The sequence below is a fragment of the Methylotuvimicrobium sp. KM1 genome (genome assembly GCF_044788715.1).
GTDB lineage: Bacteria > Pseudomonadota > Gammaproteobacteria > Methylococcales > Methylomonadaceae > Methylotuvimicrobium.
In genome coordinates this window covers 3,302,444-3,327,101 of sequence record NZ_CP173170.1, presented here as the reverse complement: position 1 = coordinate 3,327,101, position 24,658 = coordinate 3,302,444, and the positions used below count along the sequence as shown (strand labels likewise).

Sequence of the window (24,658 nt, the reverse complement as noted above, 5' to 3'; positions counted from 1 at the left end):
CATTTCATATTGCTAGTATATATCTAACTTTTGAGGTTTTACTTTAAATCTCAAAGCTGAAAGTTGCGTTATATATCCTTCCTAAATATCTTCTTAAGCGGTTTTTTTAAACCGCTTTTTTTTGCCTGCTATCCCATGCTAATCGTAGCTAACCCCTAAGCCGCCTAATCCGCAATAACCGCCAGGGTTTTTGGCCAGATATTGTTGATGATAGTCCTCGGCATAATAAAAAATGTCGGCCGGTAATATTTCGGTACTAATTAGGCCGTGGCCGTTGTTTGATAATTGCTGTTGATAGTATTTTTGCGACAGGCGTGCGGCTTCTTCCTGTTCCGTTGAGTAAAAATAAATACCCGAGCGATATTGTGTTCCGATATCGTTACCTTGGCGCATGCCTTGCGTCGGATTATGAGATTCCCAAAATAGTTTCAATAGGTACTCATAAGTTATGAGTTTCGGATCGAAGACCACTCGAACGACTTCGCTGTGACCGGTTTTGCCGGTGCAGACTTCCTCGTAGCTTGGGTTAGGTGTATAGCCGCCGCTATAGCCGACCGCAGTACTGTAAACTCCATGGCATTGCCAGAATTTTCGTTCGGCTCCCCAAAAGCAGCCCATGCCGAATAGTGCAAGAGCCAAGTGATCGGGAAAAGGAGGAACGATCGTGTGCCCGGTGACAAAGTGATTCGGAGTTACGTTAATGGAGGTTTCTCGGCCGGGCAAGGCTTGTGACGGGGTGACCATGACGGTTTTTTTATGGCTAAAGATCATTACGAATACCGGTGGTTCAGTGGCTGTTTAAATGAGATTAAGTATAAAAGCTGTGTTCGCGTTAATAGTTGAAGTAAATACTACACCAATCTCGAAGTAATTATTCACACCCCCTATCGTTCCAACTCTCCAGCGTGGGAATGCCGCCCGAGACGCTCTAGCGTCTCGTACCGCTGGAGCGGTACTCAGGCATTCCCATGCAGAGCATGGGAACGAGAATGGTCGTGGGACTGAATGCTCACATCTCGAAACTTGAAGGCTGCGCGTACCATAGCAGCACCTCCTGAGTTTAATGTACCCTCATGTTGTTTTGTTTTGTGCCGACGTTAGGTACGCGCAGCGTACCCTACATTCACTTTGGATTTATAAGTGCTTCCGGGATTGGTGGATGCTTTCAACTATTACCGCATACATAGCCTAAGTAAAACTATGCCTTATAATAACCTTTAATTTAATGAAATGATTAAAACATGAAAGAACAAGATCAATTACGTCGTTTTATATTCGAAGACCTAGGTGTTAGAGGCGAATGGGTTAAGCTAAATGAAAGCTGGCGTCAATCGATAGCACACCAGCAGGCTTCGCCGTTTATTATGGAGCAGTTGGGTCAAGCGTTGGCCGCCGTAACCATGTTGTCTGCCATTGTAAAATTTAAAGGCTCGATGATTTTGCAGGCTCAAGGAGCCGGTGTTATCAGAACGTTGGTGGCTCAATCCTCGGATGAAAGAAATATTCGCGGCCTGGTTCGCTGTAACGAGGATGTCGATAACGCTTCGTTCGAGCAAATGTATGGGCAAGGACAATTAATATTAACGATTGAGAGTGAAAATAGCTCGCCTTATCAAGGCGTGGTTCCATTAGCAGGACGAAATCTCGGTGAAGCGTTGGAGACTTATTTCAGCCAATCCGAACAATTAAATACTCGAGTTTGGTTGGTCGCGGATCAGCATCAAGCTGCAGGCTTATTGTTGCAGGAATTGCCGACCCAAAAGGGCGATAAGGAAGATTGGGCACGTATTGAAATGTTGGCTCAAACGGTGACGGATTCCGAGCTATTGGAACTGGATTGCGAGTCGCTCTTATATCGATTGTTTAACCAGGAAAAAGTCAGAGTACTCGACTCCGAACCGGTCGAGTTTCGTTGCGCCTGTTCAAGAAACAAAATCGAAAACACATTGCGTTCCCTGGGAAGGGACGATCTCGAGGATATTTTGCAGTCTCGAGGCGACATAGAAGTCAATTGCGAATTCTGTGGACAAAATTATTCATTCGACCGTATAGATGTCGAAGGTTTGTTTGCCGACATCGCAGTGACTAACGCAACAGATACGAGGCATTGATGATGAGTAATAAAACTTTCAAATTATGGTTCGGCCGGACGATTGTGCTGATTTTGTGCTTTACTTTAACCGGCTGTATATATTGGTGGCGGGCGTTTCAAACCTACCGTCAACTGGATCAATTCGATAAAAACTTCACGGTGGTCAATACCGATGACTTTACCTTGCAATTTAATAATCCAATTATGTATAGCGAGGACTTCGTCTCGCTATCGGGTTTGCGGCCGAGTTATTCTGATCCGTTAGGAGAGGGAAGGCGCTGGAGTTATTGGTTTCATAAAGTCGACAGGAATCAAAAACCGATACTTCCTGAAGTCAAATTCTTTTTCAATCTCGACTTCAACAAAGAGAATCGTTTGATTGCGTGGACGTTTTCAGAGTTGTTTTTGCGTATTGCTCCGGCGGAATTTTTAGAAGTTTCCTTGCGATCGCTGGCCGGTGCCGAAATAAATGAAGGCGCTAAACAAATGCGGGCGAGTGCCGAACATATCGAAAAAATTGACGCATCGTTACCGAAAAAAGAATCGGTCCTTGCCGAGCTTGGCGAACCGTTAGAAATCATCGACGTGAGCGATGAACAAGAAATCTATCTGTATCATTTTTTACTTGAGACGATGGGCATAAAAAAAGGTTATGAAGATCGTGCCTTGAGTGAAGTGAAATTGACTTTCGATAAAAAAACGGACGAATTAATCAGAATGTCCGGCCGTTTTGCCGGGGTTAAGCTTTCAATTAAATATCGGAAGTATTTAGAAGAAACTCAAGCGTCATTGTAATTAACAGGAAACTTACATGCGGGAAAGCGGCAAAACGATACGAATTCATGTCTACCAACTGGAAATCGGGATGTTCGTCAGCGAGTTGGATATTCCTTGGGAAGAGTCGCCATTTATGTTGCAAGGGTTCGATATTAAATCGAATGCCGACATTAAGGCCGTTCAGAATGTATGCGATTATGTCTTTATCGACCCTTCCAGGCAAAAAGAAACGCATGGTGCGTTATCGGCGGAACTCAAGGAAAAAATGGCCGTTTTTGCCGATGCAAACGATACGTACCGGCAAACCAGCGATTTGGTGAAAACGGTCATGGACGATATTCGATTCGGAAATCAGTTGAATGTTGAAGCCGTTAAGAAATCTGTTGAAGCTTGCGTGGATAGGGTTTTGAAAAACTCGGACGCAATGATGTTACTGACGCAGTTGAAGAACAAGGATGAGTATACTTCGCAGCATTCTTTAAATGTCTGTTTAATGTCGATCATGCTGGGCCGGCATTTGAATTATTCGATCGACGACCTGAATAAACTCGGAGTCTGCGGCTTGATGCATGATATGGGCAAAATGAAAGTGCCCTTGGATATTTTGAATAAAGAGGGAAAGCTATCGCCCGAAGAACTCGAAACCATGAGGTCTCATACTACGCATGGCCGCAATATTCTGATGTCGGCTCGCGGTATTTATCCCGGAGCCGTCGATGCCGCCTATGCGCATCATGAGAGGTTGGATGGCCAGGGTTATCCGAGGGGCGTTACGGAAGCCGTGCTCTCCCCATTCGTTTGTATAGTCGCGATTGTCGATACTTACGATGCGATCACTAGCGATCGAGTTTACAGTAAAGGGCGCCTTCATTTGGAAGCCATCAATATTTTGATGAAATGTCGGGACAGTCATTTCGACGCCGGCCTGATTCTGAAATTTATAGACTGTATCGGGATTTATCCAGTCGGTAACCTAGTCGAGATGAAGTCAGGCGAAGTCGGCGTGATCATTAAAAGCAATGCCGCTAATAAAACCAAGCCCAAGGTGTTGATGTTGCTCAATGCCGATAAGCAGGCTTGCGAGGAAACCGTAATCGACCTGGAGGACGATTCGATACAGAATAGCAACCAAGAGCCTTATCGTATTTCAAGGGTTTTGCGTGCAGGTGATTTTGGATTGAGTCTTAACGAAATATATGAACGCGGCAGTTTCGATAAGGCTTGGCTTGTGAGTTAGGCATGCAGGCAACACGCTTTTTTATAGGAGTCTCCGGGCGCTAAATTTTAATCGCTAAACTTAACCTATCTTTAATATTTATAAAGGCCGATCTGTATTGTCATTATTTTGTTCATCATTGGAGGCTCACCATGATTACGCTATATGGGATTGCTATCAGCAATTACTACAACAAGATCAAACTTGCGCTATTGGAAAAAGAGATTGCTTTCGTTGAAGAAGCGCTGCCGCCTGGACAAAGCGATGCGGTTTTGAAGCGTTCGCCATTAGGGAAAATTCCATTTATCAAAACACCGGACGGGTATTTATCGGAATCTCAAGCAATTTTGGAATATTTGGAAGAAGCTTACCCGGAAAAACCGCTATATCCGGTCAAGCCATTCGAGCGCGCGAAATGCCGGGAATTTATTCAGCATATCGAGCTGAATGTGGAGCTGATTACGCGTCGGCTATATGGTGAAGCATTGTTTGGCGGTAAGGCATCGCAAGAAACTAAGGATGAGGTATTGATCAAAGTCGAATCCGGTTTGACCGGATTGGCCCGTTTAACGGACTTTTCGAGCTATGCTTTAGGCAACTGTTTCAGTGCCGCCGATGTGGTTGCTTGGCCCCATCTACAATTAGTGTCATTCGTTACGCAACAAATTTACGGACAGGATTTAGTCGCAGAGCAAATCCCAAATTTTGAAGCCTATATCCAGTCGGTTGAAAGCCGACCGCATGCACAACGCGTTAATCAGGAAAGGACGTCGGCTTTGGATGCGTTTTTTCAAGGTCGTTGATTAGATAAGGCCGGGTTGCATAACGAGCATCCGGCTTGCCGTCGTCCGCCGATGATTAAGTTGGGATAAAGCAAGAAATATTTTGCTGGTCCATTTTCGACCCACAAGCAGCCATTGCCAGCAGTTGTTTGAATAGCCAGTGAGTATCAAGTATGAGATGCTCGTTAATAAATTAACATGAATCGTTGTAAACACCATACAGGGATAGAGAAATCAGAGGTCGCTATAACTATTGCCTAAAATGGGTCTAACAGGGATGATATCCATAAACCATTTACCCTTTATGCAACAGATAAAACTCGTGAACAGAATACAAAGTATTGATGCTTTTCGTGTAATTGCAATTTTTGGAGTCATTGTAATTCATACCCATCCGTTTGAAACACAAACGATACCAATTGGCGCTAGTCTAGACTTTGCCACATTCATTAACCAATTAGCGCGATTTTCAGTACCTTTCTACTTTGTAATATCAGGATACTTTTGGGCTAAGAAATTAAGAGATGCGGGAGATGTCTTAACTCCTACATTGCCAATAGTAAGGCGAATTTCATTTATATTTTTAAGCTGGTCTGTTATATACCTACTCCCATTTGGCGATCTCAATTTATCCATTAGACAAGAACCCATTGAGGTATTAAAGGAAGTATATTGGAACACGTATTCCCACTTTAAGCATTTGCTCCATAATCCCTTAAAACTTGCTATGGAGGGAACCAGAACGCACCTATGGTTTTTGGTTGCGTTACTTTGGAGTTTGTGTATTTCTGCATTCCTAATCCAGCTAAGACTTAAACGTATTCTAATTATTAGCTCAATAATCCTTTACTTAATTGGACTTGCTGGAAAAGCGTACAGCGATACCCCGCTAGGATTTCATATCGGTTTTAATTTTCGCGAAGGCCCATTTTTCTCGCTCATTTTCTTTGTAACTGGTTATCTACTTAATCAAAAACAACCTGCTGAATCCTGGCTTCCAGTTGGCTTAATGATTTCGGCCAGTGGATTAGCTCTGCATTTTATTGAACTTGTAGTGTTAAAAAGCAATTGGGGTACAGCACTTAATCAAGACTATGTTATAGGAACCTATTTTTATGGAGTTGGGGTAGCAATAATAGCTCTTTCAAATAGCCGATATGTTACTTTTTCTCGTATGGCGCCTATTGGCTCTTTTGTATTAGGAATTTATGCTTCACACATGCTAATAATCGACCTATTAAAGCATATTTACCATCCGTTTTCGGGCACCGTTACATCGGAGATACTGTACCCAATTTCAGTTTTTTTTCTTTCGTACGTATTCGCGTCAATGTTGTCACAATTTCGTTTTACGAAGAGGCTGGTCGTATAATCGGAGAATTTACCCGATCAAAACCACATTGTAATTTTCGTTGGGTGAGTCTGATTGTTATTTATAATGAGTCATCATTGATCTTAACCAGTCGTTCGGCAAAACATCTTGACTGGCGGGTATTGGCCGAAAGCTGATACTTTCAAGCCCAAGAACCCGCCAATCGTTTGGCTAAGCGCAATTCGTCCTTGTCATCGCCGTTCCGAATTTTTCACTCTCTTGTATTTGGTCGCCGTTACCTAACGTTGCTTTTCCTGCGCGTTCCACTGTCCCGATAGCGCACATCCTTGTGCTTTCATGCGTTGTTTAGCGGATGTCGATCGAACCGGTGTTCGCGACAGAATTACGGCCTATCGCTTGCGTGTTAGTCAGCGTGTTTTTCGAAGCGTTGATGACTGTGGACTTTTGGATTTTAGAACCGACTACGTTGATCGATCCAGTGCTGGCGGCGCTGTTGCGGCCTATCGCTTGCGTGTTTGTCAACGTGTTTTTAGAAGCATTGATTAATGTTGATTTTTCGATTTTCGAGCCTTCGGCCATGGCTGTGCCGGCGACGATTGACATTAAAACGACTGCTGCAAAAGATACTGTTTTCATGATGGTTTCCCCTTGATTATTGTTGGTGTGGTTCGTTTAAGCGTTTCGTTGAACTTGGGTACAGTATCCCGATTTTCGGAGAAAAAGGCGGTGACCGAGTCACGCCAATTGTGTGATTTATTCACTGCCCGGCGAAGTGAACGAGTAACGTTCGTTGAATGCGCAACTCGTCCGCCTCGGATTGCTTAGTTTTTTCTATGTGTCAAGTTTCCGGCGTGCAAGCCGCATTCTTTCTTTGTGGCGTCTTCCCACCACCAGCGTCCGGCGCGTTCGTGTTGATTCGGCAGTACCGGTCTTGTGCAGGGTTCGCAGCCGATGCTGATGAAGCCTTTTTCGTGCAGTTCGTTGTAGGGGACTTGATAGGCTTCGATATGATCCCAAACCTGCGCAGAGCTCCAGTTGGCCAGCGGATTGAATTTGATTAATTGATGTTCGGGGGTTGAAAAAGCCGTGTCGATTTGTATTTCGGGCAGGTCTTGGCGCGTACCTACGCTTTGATCCTTGCGCTGGCCGGTGATCCAGGCATCGAGACCCGCGAGTTTGCGTCTCAATGAGTCTACTTTGCGGATGCCGCAGCATTCTTGATGACCGTCGCGATAAAAGCTGAATAAGCCCTTGGCCTTGACCATCTCGTCCAAGATGGCATGATCCGGCGTCAACAATTCGATTTGAATGTCGTAATGTTCGCGCACTTTTTCAATAAATTGGTAGGTTTCCGGATGCAGGCGTCCGGTATCCAAGCTGAAGACTTGAATATCGGGGCGTATTTTGACGGCCATGTCGATCAGAACCACATCTTCGGCGCCGCTGAACGAAATCGCGATATTATCGAATTGTTCCATCGCGGCCTTAAGAATTTTTCGGGGTTTTTGTCCCTGCAGTTCGGCCTGCAGGGCGGCAATATCGAATGAGGTCATGATAGATTTTTGGGTTAAATTCCGGTTATTGTTGTGAAAAATAATGCGCTAAAAACTCATCGAAAGATAAGTTGTCGCTTTGCTCCTTTTCGAGCTGTTTGGCGATAGACTCTTTTGCCATTTCTTGGAAGGCACGGGTATTTTGCTCATCCAGCTTTTGGCTGCGAAAGTTTTTGGCATGTTTGACCGAGGTTTTAAGTGCGTAGGTTGCAAACGGCATTTGTGTTTCGCTCATGCCGCGTAAAATTCTTGCGGACGGAGTCAAGTCCGGATTTTCTATGGCTTTTCTTTGGGCTGATAAGGCAGCGCTATAAGGTTTTTCGGAATTGTCATCGTCCAAAAGCGCGCAAACCGGTTCCATGTCGGCCAGGATTTCTTCGGCCCAGTCTTTGAGAGGTATTTTCCGGTCGATTTTATCGAGTACAAGGCCGGGTTGACGGCCGAGATGGGCAACCGCAAGTTGATTGGCGTTATTGAGAATGAACTGCCGCGAATCGTTGGGCGGGCTGTCTTGCAGTAGGCAAGTCAGCATGAAGGCCTCGATGAAATGTGCGGTTTCATCTTGTATGCCAAGGGGGCTAAACAAGTCCAGATCCAGCGACCGTAACTCGATATAACGAACTCCTCGCCGTTTGAGCGCTAGAGTCGGCTTTTCGCAGGAGTTAGCGATTTGCTTGGGTCTGACGGTGCTGTAAAATTCGTTTTCGATTTGTAAAATGTTGCTGTTTAACTGTCGGTATTCGCCGTCGACCTTGACGCCTATTTTTTCATAGTCCGGGTAGGGCGTGTTAATGGCTTGGCTTAGGCTGTCGACATAACCGGTTAGCGAGTTGTAGTCGATTTGCAGCGAAGCCTGATTTTTACTCTTATAGCCGATGTCGCTCATTCTGAGCGAAGTAGCGTAAGGGTGGTATAAAGTATGGCGGTCGAATTCGTTGAACTGGGCCATCATTTGCGGACGGCTTTTAAAAAACTTTTTGCATATCGCAGGCGACGCGCCGAATAAATAGAGGATCAACCAGCCTTGGCGGTGCAGGTTTCTGATCATGCCGAAATAGCCGTCCGCGATGAATTGATCGAGGCTCGACGATGAGTTTTCCAAGTCGTGTAGTCTGCTCCACAGCGCTTCCGGTACCGAATAGTTAAAATGGATGCCGGCAATTGCCTGCATAGTTCGGCCGTAGCGGTACCAAAGTCCACGGCGGTAAATGTGTTTCATGCGGCCGATATTGGAGCTGCCGTATTCGGCGATCGGTACGCTTTCGTCGCCGTCGATGCCGCACGGCATGCTAGCGGCCAACAGGATTTCGCCGTCGAGATGATCGTAAACGAATTGATGAATCGTGTTTAAATAATTCAGCGTTTCTTTGATATCCTTAAACGGCGGCGTGATGAACTCGAGCAAAGCTTCGGAATAGTCCGTCGTAATATACGGATGCGTTAGGGCCGATCCTAAAAATGACGGATGAGGCGTGTGCGCGATGACGCCGTTCTTGCCGATTCTGAGGCTTTCTTTTTCAATGCCTTTGAGGCCGTTTTTTAATAAATTTTCAAAGCCGTTGTCGACTAATAAATTAAAACGCGCCGGTAAATGATGGTGCAATTGAGTCATAGTAGGGGCGTTTATCGCCCGTGAGTCTGAAGAAAATCGGACCATTATAAAGGTTTAACAGAATTGAATAAATATTATCGTGGACAAGGTAGTTACTCCCAATTTGTGGACCAAAAAGGGTGTGGGGTGTGCTTGGCGAGGATGTCGGCAGCAGGGATCTGCCGTCAAGCCTCCAAGGATGGGATTACGGCGTTCCTCGACAGGCATACCCCACACCCTAACGATCATGAAGACCTCGCCATTGTCCCGGCAAATGAACGTTCGAGGCGTGGGGAGGGGGCGGTCACTCGCCCGACAGGACGCCGTGAATACGTCCATGTAGGCTCGACGGCGGCTTTCCCTGCCGCCGACGCCTGTCAGTCGAGCAACCGCCCCCTCTTCGGAACCGACATTGGTTTTTATATCGAAAAATTAGATAACGAGTCCAAATCTCCGAACTATTACAGTAACGTTCATGAAGGTTTAGCCATCGCTCCGGCAAATGAGAGTTCTCGGGTGGCGGAGGGTGCGGTCACTCGCCCGACAGGACGCCGTGAATACGTCCATGTAGGCTCGACGGCGGCTGTCCTTGCCGCCGACGCCTGTCGGTCGAGTAACCGCACCCTCTCCGGAACCGGCATTGTGTTATCTATCGAAGAATTAGATAAGGAATGCAAATCTACGAACTTTCACAGTAAGATTGGCGAAACTGCGCAAACTGGGAATTGCTGTGGACAGGGGGTATTACATGTCGACTAAGCCGCTCGATGTGCTGAATACGGTGTTCGGGTACGATCGTTTCAGGGGGCAACAACAGGCCGTGATCGATGAGTTGTTGGCCGGACGCGATGCCTTGGTATTGATGCCGACCGGCGGCGGTAAGTCGTTGTGCTATCAGATTCCATCATTGATGCGGCCGGGCGTCGGTATTGTGATTTCGCCGTTGATCGCGTTGATGCAAGATCAGGTTAGCGCATTGCATCAATTGGGGGTCAATGCGGCTTTTTTAAACTCGACCTTGACCGCCGAGGAAGCGCGATCTATCGAAAGCAGGCTACGCGACGATCAATTGGACTTGCTTTATATTGCGCCGGAGCGACTGAATTCGGCGCGTACGCTGTCGTTACTGGATAATCTGAATATTGCGCTGTTTGCGATCGATGAGGCGCATTGTGTGTCGCAATGGGGGCACGATTTCCGCGCCGATTATCTGCAGTTGTCGATGTTGCATGAGCGATATTCGAGTATTCCGCGTATTGCGTTGACCGCGACCGCCGATGAACGAACTCGTCAGGAAATTATCAGCCGGCTTGCACTCGACCAAGCGAGATTGTTTGTCAGCAGTTTCGATCGACCGAATATTCGTTACCGTATCGTGCAAAAACAAAATGCCCGGCAGCAATTGTTGCAATTCATTCAACGCGAACATGCCGGAGAAGCCGGCATTGTCTATTGCTTGTCGCGCAAGAAAGTCGAGTCGACTGCCGAATGGCTGCAAAGTAAAGGCATCCGAGCGTTGCCTTATCATGCCGGGATGGATAACGCGGCGAGACAGCAGCATCAACACCGGTTCTTGATGGAAGAAGGATTGGTTATCGTGGCGACGATCGCATTCGGTATGGGTATTGACAAACCCAATGTGCGTTTTGTCGCGCATCTCGATTTACCGAAAAGTATCGAAGCTTATTATCAGGAAACCGGACGCGCCGGGCGCGACGGTTTGCCCGCCGATGCCTGGATGGCATACGGTCTGCAAGATGTGATCACGCTGCAGCAAATGTTGGCCAATTCCAATGCCGACGAAAGCCATAAACGCCTCGAATATCATAAACTCGATGCTATGTTGGCGCTTTGCGAGGAAGTCGGCTGCCGCCGTAGAGCTTTATTGAGCTATTTCGGCGACCGATTGGTTGACGATTGCGGTAATTGCGATACCTGTTTGGAACCGGTCAAGACTTGGGACGGCACAGTAGCCGCTCAGCAAGCCTTATCCTGTATTTATCGGACCGGACAACGCTTCGGTGTCAATTATTTGATCGATGTATTGCTCGGCAAGGAGACCGAGCGGCTCAAGCATTTCGGCCACGACCGGCAGTCGACCTTCGGCATCGGTAAGGACATCGACGAAAAACAATGGCGTTCGGTGTTTCGGCAATTGGTCGCCAAAGGTTTGGTAACGGTCGATATCGAAGGTCACGGATCGTTGCGCCTAGACGAATCTTGCCGCACGGTACTGCGCGGCGAGCAGCAATTGATGCTACGCCGAGATCTGTCAACCGAATCCGGCAAACGCTCGAAAAGCGCGGTTCGGCAATTTCAAAAAGAGCAGGATACCTTGCTGTGGAACGCGCTACGTACCAAACGCCGCGAGCTTGCCGATGAGCAGGACATTCCTCCGTATCAGATTTTTCATGATGCCACTTTAATGGAGATGGTTGAAAGCAGGCCGATGAATCATCAGCAATTTCGTTCAATTTCGGGGGTTGGCGAACGTAAATTGGAGCTGTACGGTGACGATTTTCTAGCCGTGATTCAAGAGTTCGGAACCGTTTCGGAAGCCTTGGTTTCTTTGTCGGATTCGGTATCGGAGACCGTTGACCTGTTTCGACTGGGCTATGACGCCGAAAAAATTGCTAAGCAACGCGGCTTTACCATGGATACGATTTATAATCATTTGGCTCAGGCCCTGGAGCAAGGCATAGTCGAATTGGCCGAGGTGGTCGCTTTGCCCGAAGCTGAAATCCATGCGATTCAGGATGCCATATTGGGCATGCCGGATGCGCAAAGAAATGCTTTGAAACCGATTTTCGAAGCATTTAATGGGCAATATAGTTATGGCGTGTTGCGTTGCGTTCGTGCGGCAATGCAATTGGACGATGAGTGATTTGTGGCGAATCGTGAGCTTCGGAAGATTGTCAAATCGATCGATTGCCAGTTTAATATGCCTTCTTATTATTAATAATTGTTAGGAGCAATGCGTGGCAAAGGCCAGTGATTTTAAGCGTGGAATGGTTGTCGAGATTAACGGTGTACCGCATGTGATTAAGCAAATCGAGGTCAGAAGTCCGTCCTCGCGTGGCGCGACTACCTTGTATAAAGTCCGGTTCAATAATCTCAAGACCGGGCAAAAACTCGATGAAACCCTGAAAGGAGACGATTTTTTCAAGGATGCGGATTGTGTGCGCGTTAAAGTTCAGTTTTCTTATATGGATGGCGAAAATTACGTCTTCATGAACATGGAGGACTACAGTCAATACATAGTCGGCGCGGATGATTTGGAAGAACAGAAAGGTTATTTGACCGAAGGGCTCGAGGATATCGTTGCGTTGTTGTTTGACGATACCGTGCTGGGTATCGAACTACCGAGCTCTGTGGCGTTGGAAATCGTCGAGACCGCACCGGAAATCAAAGGCGCCACGGCAACCGGCAGAACCAAGCCGGCGCGATTGACGACCGGTTTGGAAGTACAGGTTCCGGAATATCTAAAGAGCGGCGAAATAATCAAGATCAATACCGTTACCGGAAAATTTATGTCCAGGGCTTGATGGGTCCGCTAGGTGGGCGTTTTTGCGTGCATGGGCAAGCGAGGCGGAGTCAGATGCGAAGTGGGGTAGGGTTGCCGGTTTCGAGATAGCGCTTATAGTCGGCCAACACTTGTGCATGATCGAAAGCCAATTCTGACGGTAGCGTTTCGAAGGTGAAGGTATCGAGGTTTTTCGCGTCGTCATCGGCTTTCGGCGTACCTGTTGCTTCGGCGATATAGACCGCAGTGACGGTATGATTGCGAGGGTCGCGTTGCGGGTTCGAATAAATGCCTAGCAGAGCGGTCAAGGAAACATCGAGACCGGTTTCCTCTCGGGCTTCACGGATGGCGGCATGTTCAACTGTTTCGCCGATATCGACAAAGCCACCGGGAATGGCCCAGCCGAACGGCGGATTGGCGCGTTCGATCAGAACGAAAGGGCGCCCCGGACGGTCGATTAATTGGATTAAGGCATCGGCGGCCAATAGCGGCGTGATCGGTTTCGGCATAGATATTCTCGCAAAAGTCTGAAGCTTTCGGTCTACGTTACCTGAATTTCTTTCAATAATCGAGTCTAAGGGTATTGCTATCAGCAATTCCCAGTTTGAGCGTTCTCGCTGGATTTAGGGTGTGGGGTATCCCTGTCGAGGAACGCCGTGAACCCATCCATGGGGGCTTGACGGCAGCAATCAAACGCCAAGTATGGCGTGTATTAGGGCACCAACAGTAGGCGCTTTAGGCGATGCAGGGCAGAAAAATGCTCCTGCATTTTCTGCATTCATTACATCCCTGTAACTCAGCAATTGCCGAGGAGCAAAAATCTGCCCTGTTGCCGACATCCTCGCCAAGCATACCCCACACCCTGTTTGATCCCCAAATTGGGAATTGCTGGTATTGCTATACTTTTTGCCAATCAAATTTCGGCATTATACTCCCTCGCCCACATTAGGAGAGGGCTGGGGTGAGGGTTTTAAAAACCGAAATTTGAAGTGCGATAGGTATGAAATTCTAAAAACGGACTTTTCATGACTGAAATTGTGTTTTACTGGCAAGGCGTAATTCATGCTTTACTATTATTGCTCGTTGCCAACGGTGCGCCGGTCATTGCCTGGAAATTGTTCAGAAGGCGTTTTGCATGGCCCGTAGATGCAGGTGTTATATTATCCGACGGTCGACCGTTGTTCGGAAGTTCGAAGACTTGGCGCGGCATTTTGAGCTCGATTGGCTTAGTCTCCGCCGTATCTTGGTCGATGGGTTACGGGTTGGCGGTCGGCGCCGCGTTTGGCGGTTTGGCAATGATTGGCGATTTGTCGGCTAGTTATGTCAAGCGACGACAAGGAATGCTCGAAAGTAGCCAGGCACGGGGACTTGATACGATTCCGGAATCGCTGTTGCCGGTGGTTTTGTTGAAGTCGCAGTTGGCATTGAACGGGCTTGATATCGCCGCGGTTGTCTTATTGTTTTTTATGCTTGAAGAGTTCGTCTCGCCGATTTTATATCGCCTGCATATCCGTAAACGTCCATACTAATTCCTTATGAGCTTGAAAGACAATCACTTGCGGGTTTTGACCTATAACATTCACAAGGGCTTCAATGTCGGCAATCGGCGTTTCGTTCTGCACCAAATCCGAGAGGCTTTGATTGCCGCGGATGCCGATTTATTGTTTTTGCAAGAAATGCAAGGCGAGCATGTGCACCGCGAAAAGAGCATTCCTGATTGGCCCGAACGTTCGCAGTTCGAGTTCATCGCAGAAGGTGTTTGGCCTTATTACGCTTACGGAAAAAATGCGATCTACAGTGCCGGTCATCATGGCAATGCCATTTTGAGCAAATATCCTTTCGAGAGCTACGAAAATATCAATGTGTCGCCGTTTCCGTGGGCTAGCCGAAGTTTGCTGCATGGCGTAGTTCGCTTGAAAGCGGATATTCAACCATTGCACATCGTTTGTATCCATTTCGGGTTGACCGGCAAGGAGCGTCGCCTGCAAGTCGCTAAGCTTTGCGAAAGGATCGATGAGCATGTTCCGCACGATGCGCCGTTGATCGTGGCCGGAGATTTTAACGATTGGTTGGGACAGGCCGAACGCTATTTTTACGAACACTTGGATCTCAAAGAGGTATTCAGAACCACGCATGGCCGCTATGCCCGAACTTTTCCGGCTTGGTTGCCTATCTTGCCGATGGATAGAATTTATTTTCGAGGTTTAGTACCGGTATCATGCGAGCGTTTGGCTCATGCGCCTTGGCATGTATTATCCGATCATTCGCCGTTGGCAGCCACATTCGAAATATGATGAAAATGCTCGACCCTAATGAGACTTCTAAATGGAATTTACCGAATCTTTTGACCGGCTTTCGTTTTGTTGCCGCGCCTGTTTTATTGTGGCTGGCCTGGAACGGATATGCAGTGGCCTTCATGATTTTATTGGCTTTCGCTTTCTTGACCGATTTGTTGGATGGTTGGGCGGCTCGTTTAACCGGACAGGTTTCAGAATTCGGCGCGGTACTCGACAGTTGGGCCGATGTGATTACCTATTTGACGATTGCGTTGAGTTGTTGGTGGTTGTGGCCTGTGATCGTGGCGCGCGAATGGTTTTATGTCGTCTTGATTGTCGCCAGTTGCTTGCTGCCATCGGCGGCAGGGCTCTTGAAATTCGGCCGGTTTACCAGTTATCACACCTGGAGCGTTAAATTAGCCGCCGCTTCGATGGGGGGGTGTCTATATCTGATGTTTTTGGGCGGGCCTATTTGGCCGTTTCGCGTCGCGGCGGTTATTTGTATTTTAGCGGCTTTCGAAGAGATCGTTATTACCTTGTTATTGAAAAATCCGCGCTCCGACGTTCGTTCGCTTTGGCATGTGGTTCGGAATGTGAAAGGTGAAAGGTGAAAGGTGAAAGGTGAAAGGGGAAAGGGGAAAGGGGAAAGGGGAAAGGGGAAAGTTCCGCTGTTTCCTAAGCTCCAAGCTTGGGAAATACTAACGCGAAGCTCTAGCTTCGCGGTGCAAGCTTCATTGCGGGTCGGATAGATAATCGCGGTTCACACTGTTAAATTTAGCGGGCGACGCCTATTTTGACGCCTGAGGCTTTCTAAGCACTTGATCTTTAAAAGAGGAAATTATTTTCGACGCTATCCTTGGCTTTATCGATTGGTTCTGAGAGCCGGGTGGAGGAAAGACTCGAGTTTTTGCCGGACGATGCGGGGATTCTCGCTTTCCTGCACCGCTAAGATTCCTTCAATAATCATTTCTCGGATAAACATTTCTTCTTTATCTTTTTGTTTGAGTTTATTGCCCATCGGACTGAATACCAAGTTGCCTAATAAAGAACCGTAGAGCGTCGTTAAAAACGCTACCGCGATCGAAGGGCCCAATTGCGAAGGATCGGACAAATTGCCCATAACGCCGATTAGACCGACGACGGTTCCTATCATGCCCATGGCCGGAGCCACGCCGGCCATTGTCGACATCATTGCAATACCTGTTTGATGGCGCTGCGAAGTCATTTCATTATCGTTTTCCATGACGCGCCGCACTTCATCCGGCGCGATGCCGTCGACGACCAACATCAACGCATTGCGAATGAAAGGATCCTTGATCTTAAGCATATCCTCTTCCAATGCCAGCAAGCCCCCTCGGCGAGCTCGGTCGGCTAATTTAACGAATAAATTAATTTGCGCATGCGGATTCGGCTTTTCCATTCTGAAGCTTTGCCAAATATATTTGGGCAACATGGCGAAGGTTTTTAGCGGGTAAGCCATCATTGTCGCACCCAGCGTACCGCCGGCGACTAAAATGATCGAAGGTCCGTTGATTAAGGAAAAAGGGTTTCCGTGGTCCAGTAATACAGCGACGGCAATCGCGCATAAGGCGACAAATGGGCCGAAGATGGTAGCAAAATCCATGTAGACAGGTTGTTTCACAGGGTTTCTATTCTATTTAGTTGTATGGCTAAGATTGCATGGCATGATGCAAATATCTGCAAACCTCATGGTTCCAGAAAATTATTATTCACGAAATCCTTCGTAAAAAAGCAGATGATCTTGGTCAGAGGCCAAATGCACTCTTATACAGGATGGTCTTCATGATTTTGTACGTTTCGAGGAAATGATGAAATTCTGAATGTTGGACATTCGATAGCTGTAAAAATAGCACAGAGTTCGTCTTGTTAAATGGATTTCGGATAAAGATTGAAAATGCTTAACCCGGAAAAGACGGGATCAAAGAGTAAATCGCTTACGTAACATAGTAAAACGTTACTTTATAAACTATAAACCTAAAAAGAGCAGTTGGCATTTACCGATCCCGCCCACCCTTCGACAAGGCTCAGGGCGAACGGGATTTAGAATGCTCAACATATTTTACGATGATTGGAAGTGCTCGCTGTCGTCGATTGATTCGCTTCAGCATCCTTCGCATCGGTTTACGAACTCGCATCGGTGGCTTGGCCTTTAATTATGTTACTGACGATGTCGATCGGTAGCGGAAATACGATCGTTGACGATTTTTCTCCGGCGATCTCGGTCAACGTCTGCAGATAGCGAAGTTGTATGGCTTGTGGCTGTTGCGCGAGTATCGTCGCGGCTTGCAATAATTTTTCCGAGGCTTGCATTTCGCCTTCTGCATGAATGATTTTCGCTCGGCGGGTGCGTTCCGCTTCGGCTTGCTTGGCGATAGCCCTTATCATGCTTTCGTCGAGATCAACATGCTTGATTTCGACATTCGCGACCTTGATGCCCCAGGCATCGGTTTGCTGGTCGAGAATGGTTTGGATGTCGATATTCAATTTGTCGCGCTCGGCCAGCATTTCGTCCAGCTCATGTTGGCCCAGCACTGAGCGAAGCGTCGTTTGAGCCAATTGGCTGGTGGCTTCGTAAAAGTTTTCGACTTGAATAATCGCCTTGTCAGGGTCGATGACTCGGAAATAAACCACGGCATTGACCTTGACCGAGACATTGTCGCGCGAGATGACATCTTGCGACGGTACGTCCATGACGATGGTACGTAGGTCGACCCTGACCATTTGTTGAATGATCGGGATCACGATTATGAAGCCGGGGCCTTTGACTTTGTAAAAGCGGCCAAGCGTGAAAATCACGCCGCGTTCGTATTCACGTAAAATTCTAAATGCGCTGATCAATAACAGCAACGCGAAACTGCCGAAAATTAAACCGAAATATTCAAACATCTTTGTGCTCCTGGTTGGGCGTGGAATTAACCTCAAGGATAAGGCCGTTCCGGCCGGTTACGCGAACCCGCTGGTTTTTTTTGAGTGTTTCGCGGGTGCGGGCTTGCCAAATTTCGCTGTGGATACGGACGGGGCCTAGGTCGGTAAAATCCGCAAGTGCAATACCGGTTTCGCCAAGCAATTCTTCCCGGCCGCTTACGATGGGCTTTTGCCTGGATTTTAACAACATGCCTAAGGCGAAAATCAAGAATGCTGCGCTGGTAAGCGCGAAAGCGCCGACTAAGGCAATGTCGATGCCGAATCCGGGGGCATCGGTATCCATTAGAATGACGGAGCCGATCACGAACGCGGTCAAGCCGCCGAAACCGAGTATGCCGATACTAGGTACGAAGGCTTCGGCGATCATGAGTGAAATGCCTAAAAGAATCAATGCGAATCCGGCATAGTTAATCGGTAAGACTTGAAACGCAAAAAGGGCCAACAATAAGCAAATGCCGCCGATGGTGCCCGGGACGATGGCTCCGGGATTGGAAAATTCGAATATCAGGCCGTAAATTCCGGCAATAAGTAAGATATAAGCGATATTCGGATTAGTAATTACTGCCAATAATTCGCTTCGCCAGTCAGGCTCTAATGCTTGAAACGCTGCATTGTCTGTCGATAAAACGATATCGCGCCCGAGTACGTTAATTTTTCGTTGATCGAGTTGTTTTAACAATTCGTATCTATCGGTAGCCAGGATATCGACAACATTGTGTTTTAGGGCCTTTTCGGCCGAAAGACTTGCCGCTTCACGAACGGCTTGTTCTCCCCAATCGGCGTTTCTGCCGCGCATTTCGGCCAGGCTTCTGATATATGCAACTGCATCGTTAATGGCTTTTTGGGCCATTGCGTTTTTAGGCGATTTGTTTGAAGAAGTCTGGTCGGCGGATTGATCTTGGCCGGGATGTTCACCGGGCGTCTCGGTTGGGCCGATTAATTGTACCGGTGTAGCGGCGCCTAGATTGGTTCCCGGCGTCATTGCGGCGATATGGCTTGCGTAAAGGATATAAGTTCCGGCGCTGGCGGCTCGTGCCCCGCCCGGTGTGACATAAGTGATCACCGGGATCGGCGAGGCGATGATTTTTTTAATGATTTGTCGCATCGACGTATCGAGGCCGCCCGGCGTGTCGAGCGTGATCAATATCGCTTTAGCTCCGGATTCGGAAGCCTTGTCCATGCTGCGCTCGATATAGTCCGAAGTCGCAGGACCAATAGCATCTTGAATGGTCAATTGAACAATCGTTGTTGCGGGAATAGCAGCTTGATTATTTTCAGCCGAGACGGAATTGATAAACAAAGCCATGACAAAAAGTAGCGGCAGGACTGTGCGGCGTTCGATGTGTCTTTTCATGAATGGCTACCTGATTATATTCCAAGCAGATGCGGCTATCTCGAGTCTACGCCATGAATGGCTTATCGGCAATAGTTGTTATTTGTTCGATCGGTGCTTGCTAGGAAGGGTGTCGAGTTTGTCGCTCTTAGAAATGGCGGATGTTGGGGTGAGGCTCTAGGCATTGCCATTCATGACGCGTTTTTTTCTTAATTTAGCGCTTATGGGACCGTAAGTACCCACTCTGCCGAGGCGGGTTTTTTCTGGTTCCCACGGTCCTCCGTGGGAACCTATACGTTGGCTGCCGAGGCAAGATCGGCATCCATCCTTTATGGAGGGCCGTGGGAACGAGACAAGGCCTTCCATTAATCAAAGCCAAGTTGGTTTTCAGCTAGCTCCTCTCTTTATTTCTAAATTACTCCCCTTTTGATTGAAAAACCGTCTAAGAATAAAAGGTATGGGATGTGTCTATCGAGGACCACCGTTCACCCAGCACCTAAATTATCTCAGATAGTTAACCATAGCCAATGGACTATGGAATTTAGGTGCTGGGTAAACCCATCCATGGGGGCTTGACGGCAGCTCCTTGCTGCCGACATCCTCGCTAGGCACACCCCATACCTTCATAAAGTTAACCATTTTTTTGAGTATAAAGGGAGTAGGAGAAGTAAGTACTCGCTCCACCGAAGGCGGATTTTATTTCGCTTTTAACCGGGTCAATGCTTCGGTGACATGAGGTTCGATGGCTTTATACATGACCTGGTGCATTTTGGGGTTGCCGGCAATGACGTTGCCGGTTTCCATGTAATTATCTTGAAAGGCAAAATCGGTGGCGACGCCGCCGGCTTCCTTAATCAGCAGGATGCCGGCAGCCATATCCCAAGGATGTAATCCGATTTCCCAAAAACCGTCGAGTCGGCCGATTGCGACATAGGCTAGATCGAGTGCTGCCGCTCCGGCCCGGCGTATACCTGCGGAATCGGCATGTATGGTGCGGAACATGCCAAGATAGGCATCTAGATGTTGCTGACTTTTGAACGGAAAACCGGTTCCGATGAGTGCGCCTTTGAGTCCGGCTTGATTGGTCACGCGGATGCGCCGGTTATTCATCATCGCGCCGCCGCCGCGTTCGGCGGTAAACAATTCATCGCGTAACGGATCGTAAACCACGCCGAGTTCCAATTTGCCTTTGACTTGCAGAGCTATCGATACGGCATAGACGGGAAAGCCGTGTAAGAAATTGGTTGTACCGTCCAGCGGGTCGATAATCCAAACGAAATCGTTGCCTTTGTGTTCGCCGCTTTCTTCAGCCAAAATCGCATGATCGGGAAAGGCGGTTTTAATGATTTTGATGATTTCCTGTTCGGCCATTCGGTCGACCTCGGTCGCGAAATCGTTGATGCCTTTCCGGTTGATTTGAAGTTTTCCGACATTGTCGGCCGAGCGTGAAATAATCTCGCCGGCGTTTCTGGCGGCGCGCACGGCAATATTGAGCATGGGATGCATGATATTAGATACGAAGCTAAATTAGAAAATATCAATAGCATATCAAATCTTTTGTTAAAATTTTCCGTTTTTTCAAATGGCGGGGCTACGCATTGTTGTCGAATATTAAAATCGTATTGGTCGAAACCTCTCATCCCGGAAATATTGGAGCGGTTGCCCGGGCCATGAAGAACATGAACCTTAAAGATTTGGTTTTGGTTGCTCCGAAGCAATTTCCCTGCGCGGATGCCACTGCCAGAGCTTCCGGGGCGGATGATATTTTGAGTTCCGCTTTAGTTTGCGACAGCTTGCAAGAGGCTGTCGCCGATTGTTCCATTGTGGTAGGAACCAGTGCTCGTTGCCGAACGATTAGTTGGCCGGAGTTGACGCCTAGAGAATGTGCGGATCTCTTAAAAACCGAAGCGCTCGACCATAAGGCTGCAATCGTATTCGGTAGAGAACACTCCGGGTTGAAAAATCATGAATTGGACCTGTGTCGTTATTTATTGCGAATCCCGTGCAACAAAGACTTCAGTTCATTAAATCTTGCCGCCGCCGTACAGGTGGTTAGTTATGAATTATTCGTAGCTTCAGGTCAGGACTATGAAGTCACTGCCGGTGATAAAGGCAAAGGCTTGTTGGCGACAGCCGCTCAGATGGAAGCGTTTTACGAGCACATGATCGAAGCGCTATCCGATATCGGCTTCATGCATCCCGATAAATCGAAGTCTGTGATGCGACGTTTGCGTAGAATCTATAACCGGGCTCGTCTAGAGAGTAAAGAGGTGGACCTATTACGCGGAATTTTGCGAATGTCGCAAGGCAATAAAAAGAAGGGCTAATTATGTGGCGAGAAATCAAAGAGAATATCGATTGCGTGTTCGAACGGGATCCGGCAGCACAAACGGTGTTTGAAGTGATTACTGCTTATCCCGGTTTTCATGCATTGTTGATTCATAGAGTCGCGCATTTATGCTGGCAAGCCGGTTTTCGATGGTTTGGACGCTTTATATCGCATATCGGCCGTTGGTTGACTGGGATCGAAATTCATCCGGGGGCGACGATCGGCAGACGTTTTTTTATCGATCACGGCATGGGGGTCGTAATCGGCGAAACTGCAGTGATCGGCGACGACTGTACGCTTTACCATGGCGTTACGCTAGGCGGGACCTCATGGAACAAAGGTAAGCGTCATCCGACCTTACACGACGGCGTTGTTGTGGGGGCCGGTGCCAAAGTACTAGGGCCGATTGAAATCGGCGAAGGTGCGCGTATCGGTTCGAATTCAGTCGTGTTGAAATCGGTTCCGGCGGGGGCGACTGTGGTTGGGATACCGGGGCATGTGATCGATCCTAAGACCAAAAAGTCGGATTCCGAGCGAAAAAAAATCGCCGCAAAAATGGGTTTCGATGCTTACGGTACCAGTGACGACATGACAGATCCTGTCGCCAAGGCGATTAACCATATGTTGGATCATATGCAAGCCGTGGACGGGCGGCTTGAAATAATGAAAAAAGCGTTAAAAGATGCCGGTATCGCCTGTCCTGATCAGTCGATGCTGGAAGAAGATTATAAGGGCGATAAGTTGGATGAGATTTGAAAGGTGGGCAAGGTGAAAGGTGAAAGAGTAAAGAGGAAAATCTGCTGTTTTTCTCGCTCTTGAGGGCGTTAATGCTGTTAATTGACGTGCGATAAATATGACTGGAGCAAATGAGTTTCAGTCATACCTTTGGTACTTGAAATTTCAGTAGTGCCCAAGGAGGCGTAGGGGGTGAGTGTCCGACAAATGCTTTGCCAGTACCTGCCATATGACGGGCACCTCGGTGCCGAATTTTGATTTACGATCGGTTTAATCCAAATGAGCTTCTTTCAAAGTTGACTAATTTGCTTGGTTAAGTATAGTAATGCGCATTGATTTGCTATTTGAGGATTAGGTTGTGCGATTAACCACAAAAGGCCGCTATGCAGTAACAGCCATGCTTGATCTGGCTTATCACAGTCAGCAAGATCCGGTCACTTTAACCGATATTGCGACTCGTCAGACTATTTCTTTGTCTTATTTGGAACAGTTGTTCGCTCGTTTACGAAGAGCCGGCATGGTTACCGGTGTGCGCGGACCCGGCGGGGGATATCGTTTGAGCCGTGCGGCGAACGAGATCAATATTGCCGAAATCATCGAGGCCGTCGATGAACCGCTGGATACCACTAAATGTGCCGGCGAAGGCAATTGCCAAAACAACAAAGCGTGTTTAACTCATGATTTATGGATGGGGCTTAGCGATCAGATTCGGGGATACTTAAAAGGTATCAGCCTCGGCGATTTATTGACGAGACATCATGTTCAGGAAGTTGCCAAGCGGCAAGAACAAGACACAAAAGTGGTCGAAATTCTTCGGCAACAAAGAGTCGGCGCCTAAGTTTTCGAACGCATGGTCTATCTCGATCATAATGCGACGACGCCGCTCGATGAGCGCGTTTTAGAGGCGATGCTGCCGTTTTTGAAATCCTTTTACGGTAATCCGTCGGCGCTGTATCGGATCGGTCGATTATCGCGTAGTGCGATTGAAACGGCTAGGGAGCAAGTGGCCGCGCTCGTCGGTGTCTCCCCCAGTCAAGTGCTTTTTACCAGCGGAGGCACCGAATCGAATAATTTGGCATTAAACTCGATCGAAAGTCATTCGGGATTATTGATTTCCAGTATTGAACATCCATCCATTACGGAGCCAGTCGAACGCTTGCGAAATCGAAGTTGCTCGGTTGATATTCTGGCAGTGGATAAAAACGGTATCTTCGAACGCGAATCTTTCGAGCGATGCTGTGCAAATAAGCCTAATTTTGCCTCTTTGATATTGGCGAATAATGAAACCGGCGTGATACAGTCAATCGCTGAATGGGCGGGTTTTTTGCGCGAACAGGGAGCGGTAGTGCATACCGATGCGGTGCAGGCGGCGGGTAAAATTCCGTTGGCGTTCGATTCGCTCAATGTTCATTTGATGTCGATATCCGGCCATAAAATTTACGGCCCCAAAGGTAGTGGTGCGTTAATCGTCGAAAAAGGCATAGAGCTGGAACCTTTGCAACTCGGCGGTGGTCAGGAGCAAGGTTATCGGGCGGGTACCGAAAATGTCGCGGCAATCGTGGGCTTCGGTAAGGCGGCAGAATTGGTCCTATCTGAAATGACGCAATGGCGAAATCAAATGCTTGATTTAAGGGAATTGTTGGAGCAGGGATTAGCGGAGTTGAACGCCACTATTTTTAGTCAAGCGGTAGAGCGATTACCCAATACCGTGCAATTTGGAATTGACGGCGTCGATGGTGAGATGTTATTGATGCAACTCGATAAAAAAGGCTTTGCGGTATCGAGCGGTTCGGCTTGCGCTAGTGGCGGCGGCATGCCGAGTCCGGTGTTGACGGCGATGGGTGTTGCCCGGGATTTAGCCAAAAGCGCTTTGCGCGTCAGTTTGGGTAAAGCCAATACCGAAGCGGATATTGCCGACTTTGTGAAATGTTTAAAAACTATTTTGAATCGAACCTAATGTTCATGAAGGCTCGGCCATCGCCGCGGCAAATGAAAGATCTCTGGTGGCGGAGGGTGCGGTCACTCGTCCGACAGGACGCCGTGAACCCAGCACCTAAATTCCATGTAATTATTCACACCCCCTATCGTTCCCACGCTCCGGCGTGGGAATGAAGGCCGAGACGCTCTAGCGTCTCGTACCGCTGGAGTGGTACTCAGGCGTTCCCACGCAGA

24 protein-coding genes are annotated in these 24,658 nt (G+C 47.9%); 15 read left to right on the top strand and 9 right to left on the bottom strand.

Annotation, left to right across the window (positions count from 1 at the left end):
- Positions 1–138 precede the first annotated feature (138 nt).
- Positions 139–771 carry a peptide-methionine (S)-S-oxide reductase MsrA gene (gene msrA, locus ACINK7_RS14305; protein ID WP_404356165.1) on the bottom strand — a complete coding sequence of 211 codons (633 nt, stop codon included), beginning with the start codon at positions 769–771 and terminating at the stop codon, positions 139–141.
- A gap of 470 nt (positions 772–1,241) precedes the next feature.
- On the opposite strand from msrA, the gene hslO reads away from it, so the two are divergent.
- From hslO to ACINK7_RS14280, 5 genes are all read left to right on the top strand, one after another.
- The gene (gene hslO / locus ACINK7_RS14300) at positions 1,242–2,111 is read left to right on the top strand and encodes an Hsp33 family molecular chaperone HslO (RefSeq protein WP_404356163.1); all 870 of its coding nucleotides are present in this window, start codon (positions 1,242–1,244) and stop codon (positions 2,109–2,111) included.
- Positions 2,111–2,887: a hypothetical protein gene (locus ACINK7_RS14295; protein ID WP_404356162.1), complete on the top strand. Its 777-nt coding sequence runs from the start codon at positions 2,111–2,113 to the stop codon at positions 2,885–2,887. Before hslO ends, ACINK7_RS14295 begins: the two co-directional genes overlap by 1 nt.
- Positions 2,888–2,903: 16 nt before the next feature.
- On the top strand, positions 2,904–4,106 hold the full coding sequence (locus tag ACINK7_RS14290; protein ID WP_404356160.1) for an HD-GYP domain-containing protein: 1,203 nt from the start codon (positions 2,904–2,906) through the stop codon (positions 4,104–4,106).
- A 131-nt stretch (positions 4,107–4,237) separates the two neighbouring features.
- Complete coding sequence (locus ACINK7_RS14285) at positions 4,238–4,888, top strand: glutathione S-transferase family protein (RefSeq protein WP_404356158.1); 651 nt, start codon at positions 4,238–4,240, stop codon at positions 4,886–4,888.
- Between the two features lie 301 nt (positions 4,889–5,189).
- Complete coding sequence (locus tag ACINK7_RS14280) at positions 5,190–6,239, top strand: acyltransferase (RefSeq protein ID WP_404356156.1); 1,050 nt, start codon at positions 5,190–5,192, stop codon at positions 6,237–6,239.
- 306 nt (positions 6,240–6,545) lie between these two features.
- Here the strand turns inward: ACINK7_RS14280 and ACINK7_RS14275 are convergent, their stop codons facing one another.
- From ACINK7_RS14275 to gshA, 3 genes are all read right to left on the bottom strand, one after another.
- The gene (locus ACINK7_RS14275; RefSeq protein ID WP_404356154.1) at positions 6,546–6,836 is read right to left on the bottom strand and encodes a hypothetical protein; all 291 of its coding nucleotides are present in this window, start codon (positions 6,834–6,836) and stop codon (positions 6,546–6,548) included.
- Between the two features lie 185 nt (positions 6,837–7,021).
- The gene (locus tag ACINK7_RS14270; protein ID WP_404356152.1) at positions 7,022–7,753 is read right to left on the bottom strand and encodes a phosphoadenylyl-sulfate reductase; all 732 of its coding nucleotides are present in this window, start codon (positions 7,751–7,753) and stop codon (positions 7,022–7,024) included.
- A 25-nt stretch (positions 7,754–7,778) separates the two neighbouring features.
- A complete protein-coding gene (gene gshA, locus ACINK7_RS14265; RefSeq protein ID WP_404356150.1) occupies positions 7,779–9,365 on the bottom strand; it encodes a glutamate--cysteine ligase in 1,587 nt (528 codons plus the stop codon).
- Between the two features lie 126 nt (positions 9,366–9,491).
- Here gshA and ACINK7_RS14260 point away from each other — a divergent pair, with 126 nt between their 5' ends.
- The 3 genes from ACINK7_RS14260 to yeiP all read left to right on the top strand — a co-directional run bounded on the left by ACINK7_RS14260 (position 9,492) and on the right by yeiP (position 12,889).
- Positions 9,492–10,103 carry a hypothetical protein gene (locus tag ACINK7_RS14260; protein ID WP_404356148.1) on the top strand — a complete coding sequence of 204 codons (612 nt, stop codon included), beginning with the start codon at positions 9,492–9,494 and terminating at the stop codon, positions 10,101–10,103.
- Positions 10,093–12,228 (top strand): DNA helicase RecQ, encoded by a 2,136-nt coding sequence (gene recQ, locus ACINK7_RS14255; protein WP_404356146.1) that lies wholly within the window; start codon positions 10,093–10,095, stop codon positions 12,226–12,228. The genes ACINK7_RS14260 and recQ overlap by 11 nt, the downstream gene beginning before the upstream one ends.
- A gap of 94 nt (positions 12,229–12,322) precedes the next feature.
- The gene (gene yeiP, locus ACINK7_RS14250) at positions 12,323–12,889 is read left to right on the top strand and encodes an elongation factor P-like protein YeiP (protein ID WP_404356145.1); all 567 of its coding nucleotides are present in this window, start codon (positions 12,323–12,325) and stop codon (positions 12,887–12,889) included.
- Positions 12,890–12,938: 49 nt separating this feature from the next.
- Here the strand turns inward: yeiP and ACINK7_RS14245 are convergent, their stop codons facing one another.
- Entirely contained in the window at positions 12,939–13,376 is a 438-nt protein-coding gene (locus tag ACINK7_RS14245) for an NUDIX domain-containing protein (RefSeq protein WP_404356143.1), read from the bottom strand.
- 516 nt (positions 13,377–13,892) lie between these two features.
- On the opposite strand from ACINK7_RS14245, the gene ACINK7_RS14240 reads away from it, so the two are divergent.
- The 3 genes from ACINK7_RS14240 to ACINK7_RS14230 are packed head-to-tail and all read left to right on the top strand — an operon-like array spanning position 13,893 to position 15,754.
- Positions 13,893–14,396, top strand: coding sequence for a CDP-archaeol synthase (locus tag ACINK7_RS14240; RefSeq protein ID WP_404356141.1), 504 nt, complete (start codon positions 13,893–13,895; stop codon positions 14,394–14,396).
- A gap of 6 nt (positions 14,397–14,402) precedes the next feature.
- Positions 14,403–15,161, top strand: a complete 759-nt coding sequence (locus ACINK7_RS14235; RefSeq protein WP_404356140.1) for an endonuclease/exonuclease/phosphatase family protein — start codon at positions 14,403–14,405, stop codon at positions 15,159–15,161.
- Complete coding sequence (locus ACINK7_RS14230; protein WP_404356138.1) at positions 15,158–15,754, top strand: CDP-alcohol phosphatidyltransferase family protein; 597 nt, start codon at positions 15,158–15,160, stop codon at positions 15,752–15,754. The genes ACINK7_RS14235 and ACINK7_RS14230 overlap by 4 nt, the downstream gene beginning before the upstream one ends.
- Before the next feature lie 251 nt (positions 15,755–16,005).
- Here the strand turns inward: ACINK7_RS14230 and ACINK7_RS14225 are convergent, their stop codons facing one another.
- The 4 genes from ACINK7_RS14225 to suhB form a co-directional block, all read right to left on the bottom strand.
- Positions 16,006–16,785 (bottom strand): motility protein A, encoded by a 780-nt coding sequence (locus ACINK7_RS14225; RefSeq protein WP_404356136.1) that lies wholly within the window; start codon positions 16,783–16,785, stop codon positions 16,006–16,008.
- Positions 16,786–17,285: 500 nt separating this feature from the next.
- Positions 17,286–18,050: a slipin family protein gene (locus ACINK7_RS14220; RefSeq protein WP_404356134.1), complete on the bottom strand. Its 765-nt coding sequence runs from the start codon at positions 18,048–18,050 to the stop codon at positions 17,286–17,288.
- Positions 18,043–19,443, bottom strand: a complete 1,401-nt coding sequence (locus tag ACINK7_RS14215; RefSeq protein WP_404356132.1) for a nodulation protein NfeD — start codon at positions 19,441–19,443, stop codon at positions 18,043–18,045. The genes ACINK7_RS14220 and ACINK7_RS14215 overlap by 8 nt, the downstream gene beginning before the upstream one ends.
- Before the next feature lie 675 nt (positions 19,444–20,118).
- The gene (gene suhB, locus ACINK7_RS14210) at positions 20,119–20,928 is read right to left on the bottom strand and encodes an inositol-1-monophosphatase (RefSeq protein ID WP_404356130.1); all 810 of its coding nucleotides are present in this window, start codon (positions 20,926–20,928) and stop codon (positions 20,119–20,121) included.
- A gap of 92 nt (positions 20,929–21,020) precedes the next feature.
- Between suhB and ACINK7_RS14205 the strand changes: the two genes are divergently transcribed.
- The 4 genes from ACINK7_RS14205 (at position 21,021) to ACINK7_RS14190 (ending at position 24,443) form a co-directional block, all read left to right on the top strand.
- Positions 21,021–21,749 (top strand): RNA methyltransferase, encoded by a 729-nt coding sequence (locus ACINK7_RS14205; RefSeq protein ID WP_404356128.1) that lies wholly within the window; start codon positions 21,021–21,023, stop codon positions 21,747–21,749.
- A 2-nt stretch (positions 21,750–21,751) separates the two neighbouring features.
- Complete coding sequence (cysE, locus tag ACINK7_RS14200) at positions 21,752–22,507, top strand: serine O-acetyltransferase (protein WP_404356126.1); 756 nt, start codon at positions 21,752–21,754, stop codon at positions 22,505–22,507.
- 337 nt (positions 22,508–22,844) lie between these two features.
- A complete protein-coding gene (gene iscR, locus ACINK7_RS14195) occupies positions 22,845–23,324 on the top strand; it encodes a Fe-S cluster assembly transcriptional regulator IscR (protein WP_404356124.1) in 480 nt (159 codons plus the stop codon).
- A gap of 12 nt (positions 23,325–23,336) precedes the next feature.
- Positions 23,337–24,443, top strand: a complete 1,107-nt coding sequence (locus ACINK7_RS14190) for a cysteine desulfurase family protein (RefSeq protein ID WP_404356122.1) — start codon at positions 23,337–23,339, stop codon at positions 24,441–24,443.
- The last annotated feature ends 215 nt before the right edge of the window (positions 24,444–24,658 follow it).